9 protein-coding genes and 1 pseudogene are annotated in these 13,854 nt (G+C 62.7%); all 10 read left to right on the top strand.

What is annotated here, in order from left to right; all coding sequences use genetic code 11:
* The first annotated feature begins 35 nt into the window (after positions 1-35).
* The 10 genes and pseudogenes from RLO07_RS13150 (at position 36) to hemE (ending at position 13,820) form a co-directional block, all read left to right on the top strand.
* Complete coding sequence (locus RLO07_RS13150) at positions 36-1,097, top strand: pilus assembly protein PilM (RefSeq protein ID WP_462292874.1); 1,062 nt, start codon at positions 36-38, stop codon at positions 1,095-1,097.
* Positions 1,097-1,663: a PilN domain-containing protein gene (locus tag RLO07_RS13145; RefSeq protein WP_462292585.1), complete on the top strand. Its 567-nt coding sequence runs from the start codon at positions 1,097-1,099 to the stop codon at positions 1,661-1,663. The genes RLO07_RS13150 and RLO07_RS13145 overlap by 1 nt, the downstream gene beginning before the upstream one ends.
* Positions 1,664-1,665: 2 nt before the next feature.
* On the top strand, positions 1,666-2,280 hold the full coding sequence (locus tag RLO07_RS13140) for a type IV pilus inner membrane component PilO (protein ID WP_462292584.1): 615 nt from the start codon (positions 1,666-1,668) through the stop codon (positions 2,278-2,280).
* Position 2,281: 1 nt separating this feature from the next.
* Positions 2,282-2,812: a pilus assembly protein PilP gene (locus tag RLO07_RS13135; protein ID WP_462292583.1), complete on the top strand. Its 531-nt coding sequence runs from the start codon at positions 2,282-2,284 to the stop codon at positions 2,810-2,812.
* A gap of 23 nt (positions 2,813-2,835) precedes the next feature.
* A pseudogene (gene pilQ, locus RLO07_RS13130) lies at positions 2,836-4,994 on the top strand (type IV pilus secretin PilQ).
* Positions 4,995-5,013: 19 nt separating this feature from the next.
* Complete coding sequence (aroK, locus tag RLO07_RS13125) at positions 5,014-5,535, top strand: shikimate kinase AroK (RefSeq protein ID WP_462292582.1); 522 nt, start codon at positions 5,014-5,016, stop codon at positions 5,533-5,535.
* Positions 5,536-5,604: 69 nt separating this feature from the next.
* Positions 5,605-6,705, top strand: coding sequence for a 3-dehydroquinate synthase (gene aroB / locus RLO07_RS13120; RefSeq protein WP_462292873.1), 1,101 nt, complete (start codon positions 5,605-5,607; stop codon positions 6,703-6,705).
* A gap of 120 nt (positions 6,706-6,825) precedes the next feature.
* A complete protein-coding gene (gene gltB / locus RLO07_RS13115; protein ID WP_462292581.1) occupies positions 6,826-11,268 on the top strand; it encodes a glutamate synthase large subunit in 4,443 nt (1,480 codons plus the stop codon).
* 21 nt (positions 11,269-11,289) lie between these two features.
* Positions 11,290-12,711: an FAD-dependent oxidoreductase gene (locus tag RLO07_RS13110; protein WP_462292580.1), complete on the top strand. Its 1,422-nt coding sequence runs from the start codon at positions 11,290-11,292 to the stop codon at positions 12,709-12,711.
* Positions 12,712-12,752: 41 nt separating this feature from the next.
* Positions 12,753-13,820 (top strand): uroporphyrinogen decarboxylase, encoded by a 1,068-nt coding sequence (gene hemE, locus RLO07_RS13105; protein WP_462292579.1) that lies wholly within the window; start codon positions 12,753-12,755, stop codon positions 13,818-13,820.
* Positions 13,821-13,854: the final 34 nt, after the last annotated feature.

Below are 13,854 nucleotides of genomic sequence, written 5' to 3'. Positions count from 1 at the left end.
AGCTAAGTGAGTGATACTCATAGGAAAATGCTTTGCTGGGGATTCTAGGGAAGAAAAGGTCGGCGCCGGTGCTGGGGTTGGATATCAGCTCCACCACCGTCAAGCTGCTTGAGCTGAGCCAGTCCGGGGGTCGCTACCGGGTGGAGAGCTACGCGGTAACATCGCTGCCAGTCGACGCGGTCATTGAGAAAAATGTCAATGACATTGAGGGTGTGACCAACGCCATTCGTACGGTTGTGGCACAGTCACGGACCAAGCTGAAGACCGCGGCCGCCGCTGTTGCCGGGTCGTCCGTGATCACCAAGGTCATCGACATGCCCGCCGGGCTCAGTGACGATGACATGGAAACCCAGCTCACCCTGGAAGCGGATCAGTACATTCCCTACCCGCTGGATGAAGTGGCGATTGATTTCGAGATCCAGGGTCCCTCGCCGGAACGCGCCAACCAGGTGGAGGTGCTTATCGCCGCCTGCCGCCGCGAAACCATAGACTCGCGGGTGGATGCCATCGAGAGCGCCGAACTCACGGCGCGTATCATGGATGTCGAGGCCTACGCCATGGAGCGCGCCTACGGTCTTATCCGGAGCCAGCTCGACCTGGAAATGGAGAGCATGGTGGCCGTGGTGGATATCGGCGCCACCATGACCACCCTCAGCGTACTCAACAACGGCCAGACCATCTATACCCGCGAACAGCTTTTTGGCGGCAAGCAGCTTACCGATGAAATAATGCGTCGCTATGGCCTGCCCCTGGAGGAAGCCGGGCTGGCCAAGAAGCAGGGCGGGCTGCCCGATGACTACGAACCCGAGGTACTGGTCCCCTTCAAGGAGGCCGTGGTGCAGCAGGTGGCGCGGTCCCTGCAGTTCTTTTTTTCCTCGAGCCAGTTCAACGACGTGGACTACATCATTCTTGCGGGTGGCGTGTCCTCCATGGAGGGCCTCGTTGATCTGGTGCAGGACAAGCTGGGAACGCCGACGGCTGTTGCCAATCCCTTTGCCGAGATGACCATTTCATCGCGGGTCAACGCCGTGGCCCTGAGCAGCGATGCGCCGGCCATGATGATTGCCTGCGGCCTCGCACTGCGGAGCTTTGACTGATGGCGCAAATCAACCTCCTGCCCTGGCGCGAAGAGCGCCGCGCCGAGCGCAAAAAAGAGTTCTTGGTGCTGTTGGCTGCGGTGGTCGCCGTCGGTATTGGCCTGATAATGCTCGGCGACCGCCTGGTTAACGGCCAGATTGACTACCAGAAGGCGCGCAACCAGTATCTGACCCAGGAAATCCGGGTTCTGGACAAGCAGGTTGAGGAAATCAAGGACCTGCAGCGCCGCCGCAACCAGTTGATTGAACGCATGCGCGTGATCCAGGAATTGCAGGGCAACCGCCCGATCATTGTCCGGGTACTGGACCAGCTCGTTCGGACTGTTCCCGATGGCGTTTTCTACACCAGTTTGACCAGCCAGAACAATCTGATCAGCGTTACCGGCATCGCCGAGTCCAACAACCGGGTTTCCAGCCTGATGCGGCGTCTGGATGGGTCGGACTGGCTGCAGCAGCCGAACCTGGACTCGGTACGCGCGGCCACCCAATACGGCGATCAGGCGGCAACGTTCAACCTGAAGGTCAAGGTGCAGTTGCCGGCATCTGACAATGGCGCGGGAGAATAGTTGTGGCACTTGAAGACAGTCTCCGGGCGCTAAAGGAATTCGATGTCAATGACATCGATCTCGACAACATCGGGTCCTGGCCAGCGGGCGTCAAGGCTGTGCTGTGTGCGCTGCTGCTCATCGTCGTGCTGGTGGCCGGATATTACTTTCACATCAAGGACCTGCAGCTGCAGTTCGACCGGGTGCAGGCGGAAGAGAGCCGGTTGAAGCAGGACTTTGAGAAGAAGGCCTTTGAGGCAGCCAATCTGGAGGCCTACAAGGAGCAGATGGTGGAAATGGAGGAATCCTTTGGTGCCCTGGTCAGCCAGTTGCCCAGCGATACCGAGGTTCCGGGCCTGCTGGAGGACATTACCAACAAGGGCCTGACGAACGGTCTGGAGATCAACAGCATCAACCTGCAGGCAGAGCAGGCGCGCGAGTTTTACGTCGAGCTGCCGATAGCCATAACGGCTACCGGCTCCTACCACGATCTTGGCGCCTTTATCAGCGGGATGGCCGGCTTGCCACGCATTGTGACCTTGCACGACTTTTCTATCACTGCGCGGTCCGGCAACAGTAATGCGCTCAACCTGAGCATTACTGCCAAGACCTACCGCTACAAGGATGGAGAGGGCTGATATGAGCAAGGTGTGGCGTCTGGCCGCAACGGCGGTGTCTGCGGCCCTGCTGAGCGCCTGCGGAGGGAACAATTTCGACGACCTCGACGCGTTCATGGCCGAGAAGCGCTCGCGTCCCGGCGGTATTATCGCGCCGATCCCGACCTTCCCCGCCTACGAGGCGTTTTCCTATAGCGCCACAGCGCTGCGCAGCCCTTTTGATCGCCCGGTGGAAGTGCGGGATATCACGCAAATGCAGGCCATCAGCGCGATCAAGCCAGACGAGGACCGGGCCAAGGAGTTTCTGGAGCAGTATACCTTCGACTCGCTCTCGATGGTGGGGTCGCTGGAGCGCGGCGGCACCCAGTGGACCCTGATCAGGGACCCCGAGGGTGGCGTGCACCGGGTACGCCTGGGCAATTTCCTGGGGCGCAATCACGGCAAGATCGTCGAGATGACAGATACCTATGTCGCCGTGGTGGAAATCGTCAGTGACGGTAGCGCGGACGGGTGGGTGGAGCGCCCGCGGACAATCGAATTGAGCGGCATCTGACGCAGGGGCCATTGGTGACAGCCATGTTGAACATAACAGCGAAATTGGGGAAGAAAGCCGTGAGAGAAGGACCTTGCAGACGCGGGTGGGGACTGCAAAATCTGGCAGCAGTGCTGGTTTTCAGTCTCTTCGCACAAGCCGTAAATGCGGCTCCAACGGTAACTGACATCGAATTTGCCTCCCGTCCTGGCAGCAAGTTCGAGGTGCGCCTGGATTTTGACGAAACCCCGCCGGAAATGCAGGCTTACACCATCGAAAAGCCGGCCCGGATCGCGATTGATTTTCCCGGCGCCCGCAGCGCCCTGCCGCGCAAGAGCTACTCCCTGCCCTACGGCAACGCCACCGGCGTGGTGGTGCTGGAATCCGGTGACCGCACACGCATGGTGCTGAACCTGGTCAAGCTGGTGCCCTACGAGACCCGCGTGGAAGGCAACAGCCTCTACCTCGTCGTTGGTCAGGACGACACCGGCGATTACGTCAAGCCGTCCAGTGACCCCAACCGCCTGATTTCCCGCGTCGAGCAGGTAACCCGCGAACGTTCCAGCATTACGGACCTGCAGTTCCAGCGCACCGGGGACGGTGAGGGTCGGCTGACCCTGGAGCTGAGCAACCCCTCTGTTGATGTCAACGTCTTCAGCGAGCGCGGTGATATCCGTGTGCAGTTTCTCGATACCAGCGTCCCGGAGCGCCTGATGCGGCGCTACGACGTGACTGACTTCGCGACGCCTGTCACCAGCGTCGACGTCAACAGCGCCGAGCGCGGCGCAACCCTGACCCTGAAGACTACCGGCGAGTTCGACTATCTGGCCTACCAGACCGACAACCAGTACGTGCTCGCTGTCAAGCCGCTGACCAAGAAAGAGCTGGAGGACCGCCGCGACGAGTTCAACTACGTCGGCGAGCGTATCTCCCTGAATTTTCAGGATATTGAGGTGCGTGCGGTATTGCAGCTGATCGCCGATTTCACCGAACTGAACCTGGTGGCCAGCGACACCGTTTCCGGCCGCATCACCCTGCGCCTGCAGAATGTACCCTGGGATCAGGCCCTGGAACTGGTACTGCGCACCAAGGGCCTGGACAAGCGCCAGATCGGCAATGTGTTGATGGTCGCGCCGGCCGCGGAGATCGCCGAGCGCGAGCGGCAGCAGATTGAGGCCAACAAGCAGATAGCCGAGCTTGCCCCCCTGCAGAGCGAATTCATTCGCATCCGCTACGCCAGCGCTGCCAGCGTGGTCAATCTGTTCAAGGCGGGCTCCGAGGACGGTGGCACCCTGATTTCCTCCCGCGGGTCGGTGATCGTCGAGCCCCGTACCAACTCCCTGATCGTGACCGAGACCTCCTCCAAGCTGGCGGAGATTCGCGACCTCATCGACCTGGTCGACGTCCCCATCCGCCAGGTCATGATCGAGGCTCGCATCGTGATTGCCCAGTCCGACCTGGAGAAGGAGCTGGGCATCGAGTGGGGCGGCGGTTTCGTGGAAAATGACTTCAACGGCAATGCCCTGTCGGTGTCCGGTGACACCGCCAACGTTGCCGCCCTCAACCAGTCGGTCATTGATGGCACGGCTTCCAGCGTCAATTTCCCGGGCGCCCTGCTGGTGGACTCGGGGTTGCCTCCAAGGCCGGCGGCTTCGCCGTGGGCTTTACCAGCGAGGACCTGTTCCTGACCTCCGAGCTGTCGGCGCTGGAGGCCGCGGGCACTGGTGAAGTGGTGTCCCAGCCCAAGGTGATCACAGGCGACAAGCAGCAGGCAACGATCCAGTCCGGTACCGAGGTGCCGTACCAGGAAGGGTCGCTCAGTGGCCAGAACACCACCGCCTTCAAGGAAGCGGTGTTGAAGCTGGATGTGACCCCCAACATCACCCCGGACGACCGCATTCTGCTGGACCTGGTGATTACCCAGGATTCGGTGGGCGATCTCGTGCCCAGCGGCCAGGGGGGCTTCATCCCGTCAATCGACACCACCGAGCTCACCACGCAGGTGTTGGTGGGTAACGGCGAGACAGTGGTCCTGGGCGGTGTTTTCCGCACCGAGAACATTCAGTCTGTCAGCAAGGTGCCGTTCTTTGGTGACATACCCTATGTCGGCGCCCTGTTCCGCAACGAGTCGAATTCCAAGACCAAGACGGAGACGCTGATTTTCATCACGCCGCGAATCCTCGCCGACAGCCTGCTCGACTAGGGGGCCGCCCGCTTCCCCAATGCCGGATCTGCAGCGCGTTTTTCTTGTCGGCCCCATGGGGGCCGGCAAGAGTACTATCGGCAAGTATCTTGCGCGCCATCTCGGGCTGGCGTTCGCCGATACTGACACCGAGATTGAAAACCGCACCGGCGCCGACATTCCCTGGATCTTCGATGTCGAGGGCGAAGCCGGGTTCCGCGACCGCGAACAACAGGTGGTGGAAGAAATGACCTGCATGGATCATATCGTCCTCGCCACTGGCGGCGGTGTGATCATGCGCCCGCAAAACCGTCAGGCCCTGGCGTCGCGGGGCTTTGTGATCTATCTCCATGCCACTGTCGAGGAACAGGTGCGCCGCACCCGCAACGACCGCAAGCGGCCACTGCTGCAGACCGGCAATCCGGAGCAGGTCCTGCGCGACCTGATGCTGGTGCGTGATCCCCTCTACCGCGAAATCGCCGATCACGTCATCGACACTGATGGCAGCAGCCCGCGGGCCGTGGCGCAGCGCCTGCTGCAGGCCCTCGTAGCCCTTGGCTAAAGACAAAGCCCGGAACTCGGCGCTAGAATAGCCTCCCTTTCCAGCGCGGAGTCGCCAGTGTCTGTGATCATGCACACCCTCCATGTCGAACTGGGCGAGCGCAGCTACCCGGTCTATATCGGTCGCGACCTGTTCGCGGACGGCAGTGTCCTCGGGCGCCATGTCGGGGGCAGCGAGGTGGCGATAGTCAGTAACGAAACTGTCGCCCCGCTGTATGTGCCGAGGGTACGACGCGCCCTGGGTGAAGGTCGGCGGATAACCGAAATCGTGCTGCCGGACGGCGAGCAGTACAAAACCCTGAAGTCCCTGGAGCATATTCTGGAGCGCCTGCTGCAGGAGCGTCACAGTCGCAGTACCACGATCGTGGCGGTCGGTGGCGGCGTGGTTGGCGACATCGCGGGCTTTGCCGCCGCCTGCTACCAGCGCGGCGTCGGCTTTATCCAGGTGCCCACCACCCTGCTCTCTCAGGTAGACTCCTCGGTCGGCGGCAAGACGGCGGTCAACCATCCCCTGGGCAAGAACATGATCGGCGCGTTCTACCAGCCCCGGGCGGTGCTGATAGACACCGATAGCCTGCACACGCTGCCCGCCCGTGAGCTGTCAGCCGGCCTGGCCGAGGTCATCAAATACGGACTGATCTGCGACCCGGCGTTTTATGCCTGGTTGCAGGAGTCCATGCCCAGGCTGCTGGCGCGCGAGGAGGGCGCCCTGGCAGAAGCGATCGAACGTTCCTGCAGTAACAAGGCGCGGGTGGTCGCGGCCGACGAGCGCGAGGAGGGACTGCGGGCCATCCTCAATCTGGGGCATACCTTTGGCCATGCCATAGAAACCGCCCAGGGCTATGGCAACTGGCTGCACGGCGAGGCGGTGGCAGTTGGCATGCTGCTGGCGATGCGGCTCTCGGTTGCGCGGGGGTGGGTAGACGCGGACGAAGTGGCAGTACTGGAGGCGCTGCTCAGGCAGGCGCAGCTGCCGCTGCTGATTCCCGCGGCCATGACTCCGGAGGTTTTTCTGGATCTCATGGGGCGTGACAAGAAGGTCGTCGACGGCCGCCTGCGGCTGGTATTGCTGCGCGCGATCGGCGAAGCCTGTGTGGTGGATGACGTCACCCGTGCAGAGCTGGAAGCGCTGCTTGGCGACGCCATGGAGCGGGCCGAAGGCAGCTGTTGAGGCAGTTTGTTCCCAACAGTCCAACTGTGTAAAATGTCTCCCCCCTTTTGCCCGAGTGCTGCCGAGGCGCGGGGCTGTTCGGTGTAACCATTTGTTTTCATTAATTATTCTGGACCCAGTATGAGTGCAGGACTGTATAGCCCTGAAGAGTTTCGTGACAACTGCGGCTTTGGCCTGATCGTCCACAGCGCCGGAGACGCCAGTCACCGTCTGCTGCAGACGGCGATTGAGTCCCTGACCTGCATGACCCACCGCGGCGGGATTGCCGCCGATGGCAAGACCGGTGACGGCTGTGGCCTGCTGATGCAGATGCCCGGTCCGTTCATGCGCACCCTGGGGCGTGAATGTTTCGCGACCGAGCTCGGTGACAACTTCGCCGTGGGACAGATTTTCCTCAGCCCCGACGAGCAGCGCGCGGCTGCGGCCCGCGCCGCGATGGAGCAGGCGCTCACTGACCAGGGCCTCGACGTGGTCGGCTGGCGGGTAGTGCCCACCGACAGCAGCGTCTGTGGCGAGATTGCCCTGGCCGCCCTGCCGCGGATCGAGCAGGTCTTTGTGAATGCGCCGGACCTCACCCAGGACGAGCTGTCGACCAGGCTCTTTGTCAGCCGGCGCAAGGCCGAGAACGCGAACCAGGCCGATCCGGAGTTCTACATCTGCAGCCTTTCCGCCCGGGTCATCTCCTACAAGGGCCTGGTCATGCCGGTGGACCTGCCGCGCTTCTACGCCGACCTGGGGGATGAGCGCCTGGAGACGGCGATCTGTGTGTTTCACCAGCGTTTCTCCACCAATACCATGCCCAAGTGGCCGCTGGCCCAGCCGTTTCGCCTGCTGGCCCACAATGGTGAAATCAATACCATCGACGGCAACCGCAACTGGGCCGATGCGCGCACGGCGCTGTTCGAGACCGACAAGCTGCCCAATATCCGCGACATCGCGCCGCTGGTAAACCGCACCGGATCCGACTCCTCCAGCCTCGACAACATGCTGGACGTGCTGCTGACCGGCGGCGTCGACATGCCGCGCGCCCTGCGCATGCTGATTCCACCGGCCTGGCAGAACATGGAGGACATGGATCCCGACCTGCGCGCCTTCTATGAATATCATTCGATGCACATGGAGCCCTGGGACGGGCCGGCCGGTATCGTCTTGACCGACGGCCGCTATGCCGTTTGCCTGCTGGACCGCAACGGCCTGCGTCCGGCGCGCTGGGTCAAGACCAAGGACGGGTTTATTACCCTGGCTTCGGAGGTCGGCACCCACGGCTATCGCAGCGAGGATGTCATCGCCAAGGGCCGGGTTGGCCCGGGCCAGATCCTGATGGTCGATACCCAGACCGGTGAGCTATTGCACACCAGGGATATCGACAACCGGCTGAAGAGCCGCCATCCCTACAAGCGCTGGCTGAAGGAAAACGCCAGGCGGATCGAGGGCACCTTTGGCGGCGAGCAGGCGCCGGGCATCGAGCGGGACATGATCATGCCGTTCCAGAAGATGTTCCAGGTCACCTTCGAGGAGCGCGACCAGGTGCTGCGGCCCCTCGCCGAGTCTGGCAATGAAGGGGTGGGTTCAATGGGGGACGACACGCCCATGGCGGTCCTCTCGCGACAGGAGCGGCCCCTGTACGATTACTTCCGGCAGAAGTTTGCCCAGGTCACCAACCCCGCGATCGATCCGTTGCGGGAAGCCATTGTGATGTCACTGGAGACCGACCTCGGCTGCGAGAAAAACATCTTCCACGAGGGCCCCGAGCACGCGGATCGGGTGATCCTGAGCTCCCCGGTGCTGTCCCAGGGCAAGTTCAACACCCTGCTGGCACTGGAGCGCCCCGGGTTCCAGGTCTGTGACATTGATGGCACCTACGACCCGTCGGCAACGAATCTGCAACAGGCCGTGGCCGCGCTGGTTCAGACCGCCGAGCAGGCGGTGCGCGACGGCGCCACCATCCTGATCCTGTCCGACCGCAGCATCGCTCCGGGGCGCCTGCCCATCCACAGCCTGATCGCCACCGGTGCGGTGCACCATCATCTGATCAAACAGGGCCTCCGCTGTGACGCCAACCTGGTGATCGAGACCGCCAGCGCCCGCGATTCCCACCAGATCGCCTGTCTGTTGGGGTTTGGCGCCACCGCGATCTATCCCTACCTCGCCTATAGCGTGCTGGAGGATCTGATCCGTGACGGCGAGCTGTTGGGCGAGCCCAGCAGTTGCTACAAGAATTATCGCAAGGGTATTAACAAGGGCCTGTTGAAGATCATGTCCAAAATGGGCATTTCCGCAGTCAGTTCCTACCGCGGCGCGCAGCTGTTCGAGGCCGTGGGTCTGGCCCGGGAAGTGGTGGACACGGCCTTTTGCGGCGTTGCCTCGCGCATCGAGGGCGCCGGCTTTGCCGAGCTGGAAGATGACCAGAAGCGCCTGTCCAGGCTGGCCTGGAATCAGCGCAAGCCGCTGCCGCTGGGCGGCCTGCTCAAGTATGTTCACGGCCAGGAGTACCACGCGTTCAACCCGGATGTGGTCACCACCCTGCAGCAGGCGGTTGCGACCGGCGACTATGCCACCTACCAGCGCTACGCCGACCTGGTCAACAAGCGCCCCGTCGCCACCCTTCGCGATCTGCTGGCGCCGGTACTGGCGGAGCAGCCGCTGGACCTGGACCAGGTGGAACCCATTGCAAGCATCCTGCCCCGCTTCGACTCCGCGGGCATGTCCCTGGGTGCCCTGAGTCCGGAGGCCCACGAGGCCCTGGCGGCGGCCATGAACCGTCTCGGCGCCCGCTCCAATTCCGGGGAGGGCGGCGAGGACCCCGCCCGCTTTGGCACCGAGCGCAGCTCCAAGATCAAGCAGATTGCATCCGGCCGCTTCGGGGTGACGCCTCACTACCTGGTCAATGCCGAGGTGCTGCAGATCAAGGTTGCCCAGGGCGCCAAGCCCGGCGAGGGCGGTCAGCTGCCCGGGGGCAAGGTCAACGAATTGATCGCCCGCCTGCGCTATTCGGTACCCGGCGTGACCCTGATTTCACCGCCGCCACATCACGATATCTACTCGATCGAGGATCTCGCGCAGCTCATTTTTGACCTCAAGCAGGTCAATCCGCAGGCGCTGGTGTCGGTGAAGCTGGTGTCGGAACCGGGGGTGGGAACCATCGCCGCCGGGGTGGCCAAGGCCTACGCCGACCTGATCACGATCAGCGGCTACGACGGCGGCACCGCAGCCAGCCCGCTGACCTCCATTCGCTACGCGGGCTCTCCCTGGGAACTGGGGCTTGCGGAAGTGCAGCAGACCCTGCGCGGCAACGGCCTGCGCGGGGTCATCCGGCTGCAGACCGACGGCGGCCTCAAGACCGGCCTGGACGTGATCAAGGCGGCCATACTCGGTGCCGAGAGTTTCGGCTTTGGAACCGGCCCCATGGTGGCGCTGGGCTGCAAGTACCTGCGCATTTGCCACCTCAACAACTGCGCTACCGGTGTCGCGACCCAGAACGAGAAGCTGCGGGAAGACCATTTCAACGGCACCATCGAAATGGTGATCAATTTCTTCACCTTCATCGCCACTGAAACCCGCGAGTGGCTGGCCAGACTGGGCGTGCCCTCGCTGGAAGCCTTGATCGGGCGTACCGACCTGCTGGCGCGGCTCCCCGGAGAAACCGTCAAGCAGGAGCGGCTGGATCTGTCGTCGCTGCTGTTCAAGCACCCCGATGCCGAGGGGCAGCCGGAGTTCTGCCAGGTGGTGGCAAACGAGCCCTTTGACCAGGGCGAGAAAGCCGAGGCCATGGTGGCGGCGACGCTGCCGGCGATCGAATCCCGTACTGGCGGCGAATTCAGCTTCACTGTCACCAACTGCGATCGCTCCATCGGCGCCCGGATCTCCGGTGAAATTGCCCGCCGCTACGGCAATACCGACATGGAAAGCACCCCGGTCACCCTGCGCCTCCATGGTACCGCGGGGCAAAGCTTCGGGGTCTGGAATGCCGGCGGCCTGCACATGTACCTGGAAGGCGACTCCAACGACTACGTCGGCAAGGGCATGGCCGGTGGCAAGCTGGTGATCTATCCCGCCCGGGATGCGGAGTTTCGTTCCCAGGACACAGTGATCATCGGCAACACCTGTCTCTACGGGGCAACGGGTGGTCGCCTGTTCGCTGCCGGTATTGCCGGGGAGCGCTTCGCGGTGCGCAACAGCGGTGCCCACGCGGTGGTCGAGGGTGCCGGCGATCACTGCTGTGAATACATGACTGGCGGCACTGTCACCGTGCTGGGGCCGACCGGGGTCAACTTCGGCGCCGGCATGACCGGCGGTTTTGCCTATGTGCTGGATCAGGATCGCTCGTTTATCGACAAGTACAACAGCGAGCTGGTGGATATCCACCGGGTGAACTCCGAGTACATGGAGCCGTACCGCTATTACCTGCGCAGCATGATCAACGAGTTTGCCGGGGAGACGGGTTCAGCCTGGGGGGCGGAACTGCTGGATAACTTCGAGGATTACGTGGGCAAGTTCTGGCTGGTCAAGCCCAAGGCGGCGGACTTCAACCAGCTGTTGTCGCGCCTGCGCAACACCGACTAGGCGCCGGGAGGCGTAGCGTTTATGAGTAATCGTTTGTCGAACAACTTCCAGTTTATTGATGTCGGTCGCAACGACCCGGACAAGAAGACGATCGCGGCGCGCAAGACCGAATACGTCGAGATCTACGAATCCTTCACCGCCGAGCAGGCGGCGGAACAGTCGCACCGCTGCATTGAGTGCGGCAATCCCTACTGTGAATGGAAGTGTCCGGTACACAATTTCATTCCCAACTGGCTCAAGCTGGTCAGCGAGGGCAATTTGTTCGAGGCGGCGGAACTCAGCCATCAGACCAATACCCTGCCCGAGGTCTGCGGCCGGGTATGCCCCCAGGACCGGCTCTGCGAGGGCGCCTGCACCCTGAACGACGGCTTTGGCGCGGTTACCATCGGCTCCTCGGAGAAGTACATTACCGATACCGCGCTGGCCATGGGCTGGCGCCCTGACATGTCCAAAGTCGTGCCCACCGGCAAGAAAGTCGCGATTATCGGCGCCGGTCCCGCCGGACTTGGCTGCGCCGATGTGCTGGTGCGCGCCGGGGTCAAGCCAGTCGTCTACGACCGCTATCCCGAGATCGGCGGCCTGTTGACCTTCGGGATACCCGAATTCAAGCTGGAGAAAGAGGTGATGGTCCGGCGTCGGGAAGTCTTCGAAGGCATGGGTATCGAGTTCCGTCTCAACACCAATGTCGGTGAGGATGTCACCGTTGCCGAGCTGATGGAAGAGTACGATGCCCTGTTTCTGGGTATGGGGACCTACAAGGCCATGCGCGGCGGTTTTCCCGGCGAAAACCTGCCGGGTGTGCACAAGGCGCTGCCCTACCTGATCGGCAACGTCAATCACAATCTGGGCTTCGAGCAGAACCCCAAGGCCTACATCAACCTGAAAGGCAAGCGGGTGGTAGTGCTCGGCGGTGGTGATACCGCCATGGACTGTGTGCGCACGGCCGTACGCCAGCAGGCGCAGCATGTGATCTGTGCCTATCGGCGCGACGAGGAGAACATGCCCGGCTCCCGCAAGGAAGTGGCCAACGCCCGCGAAGAGGGGGTGGAGTTCCTGTTCAACCGGCAGCCGGTCGAGATCGTGGAATATTTTGGTCGCGCCTGTGGGGTGAAGATGGTGGAAACCGAGCTCGGAGCCCCCGATGCTGGCGGCCGCCGCCGGCCCCAGCCCATTCCCGGCAGTGAAAAAATCCTCGAGGCCGACGCGGTGATTATCGCTTTTGGCTTCCAGCCCGATCCGCCGCAATGGCTGCAGGAACTGGCTGTGGCCACCAACGACTGGGACGGGGTGGTCGCGCCCGAAGAGCAGGCCTACCGCTTCCAGACCTCAAACCCCAAAGTGTTCGCCGGCGGTGATATGGTGCGTGGCTCCGACCTGGTGGTAACCGCTATCTGGGAGGGCCGCCAGGCCGCCGAGGGCATACTGGATTTTCTCGAGATCTGAGCAGCGAGGACTGGATCGCCAATCACAAGACTGGAGTCGCCGTGACTGAACTGAAGAACGACCGCTTCCTGCGCGCCCTGCAGCGCCAGAGCGTTGATCGTACCCCCATCTGGATGATGCGCCAGGCGGGGCGTTACCTGCCCGAATACCGCGCCACTCGTGAGCAGGCGGGTTCCTTCCTCGACCTGTGCAAAAACGCCGAGCTGGCCTGTGAAGTCACCCTGCAGCCGCTGCGGCGCTATCCCATGGACGCGGCGATCCTGTTCAGCGATATCCTCACCGTGCCCGATGCGCTGGGTCTGGGGCTGTATTTCGAGGAGGGCGAGGGGCCGCGCTTTCGCAAGACCGTGCGCAGCGAGGCGGATCTCGCCGGCCTGCATGCCATCAAGGCGGCAGACGATCTCTCCTACGTCATGAACGCGGTGCGCACCATTCGCCGCGAGCTGAACGGCCAGGTGCCCCTGATCGGTTTTTCCGGCAGCCCCTGGACCCTGGCCACCTACATGGTGGAAGGCGGTTCCTCCAAGGACTTCAGCCAGGTCAAGGGCATGGCCTACGACCGCCCCGAGTTGATGCACCAGCTGCTGGCACTGCTGGCCGATGCGGTGGCCGACTACCTCACCGAACAGGTCAATGCGGGAGCCCAGGCGCTACAGATATTCGACACCTGGGGCGGCTCCCTGAGCACCGCGGGGTACAAGGAATTCTCTCTCAAGTACATGCAGCGCATCATCAGTCGCCTGCCGACGGAAGCAGACGGGCGCAAGGTGCCGGTGATTGTATTCACCAAAGGTGGCGGCCAGTGGCTGCCGGCGATCGCCGACAGCGGCGCCCAGGCGGTGGGTATCGACTGGACCACGGATATCGCCGTTGCGCGGGAACTGGTGGGCGACCGGGTGGCGCTGCAGGGCAACATGGATCCGTCCATGCTGTACGCCTCACCGGCGCGGATCCGGGAGGAAGTGGCGAGCATCCTGGCCGCTTATGGGCATGGCACTGGGCACATCTTCAACCTTGGCCACGGCATCACGCCGGGCGTCAATCCCGATCACGTTACCGCGTTTGTAGAAGCCGTGCAGGAACTTTCACCGCAGTATCACAGCGACTGATCTGCGGGCCGCACCTCGCCGGCCGCACCTCGCC

Source organism: Haliea sp. (genome assembly GCF_040221975.1).
Lineage (GTDB): Bacteria > Pseudomonadota > Gammaproteobacteria > Pseudomonadales > Halieaceae > Haliea.
Note: the sequence above shows the minus strand (reverse complement) of the source record. Positions and strands in the feature narration are given on the sequence as shown.

Bases quoted from the DNA above. Each gene is read 5' to 3' on its own strand.
- gltB (WP_462292581.1), top strand. From the start codon at position 6,826: ATGAGTGCAGGACTGTATAGCCCTGAAGAGTTTCGTGACAACTGCGGC.
- RLO07_RS13135 (WP_462292583.1), top strand. From the start codon at position 2,282: ATGAGCAAGGTGTGGCGTCTGGCCGCAACGGCGGTGTCTGCGGCCCTG.
- RLO07_RS13110 (WP_462292580.1), top strand. From the start codon at position 11,290: ATGAGTAATCGTTTGTCGAACAACTTCCAGTTTATTGATGTCGGTCGC.
- RLO07_RS13145 (WP_462292585.1), top strand. From the start codon at position 1,097: ATGGCGCAAATCAACCTCCTGCCCTGGCGCGAAGAGCGCCGCGCCGAG.
- aroB (WP_462292873.1), top strand. From the start codon at position 5,605: ATGCACACCCTCCATGTCGAACTGGGCGAGCGCAGCTACCCGGTCTAT.
- aroK (WP_462292582.1), top strand. From the start codon at position 5,014: ATGCCGGATCTGCAGCGCGTTTTTCTTGTCGGCCCCATGGGGGCCGGC.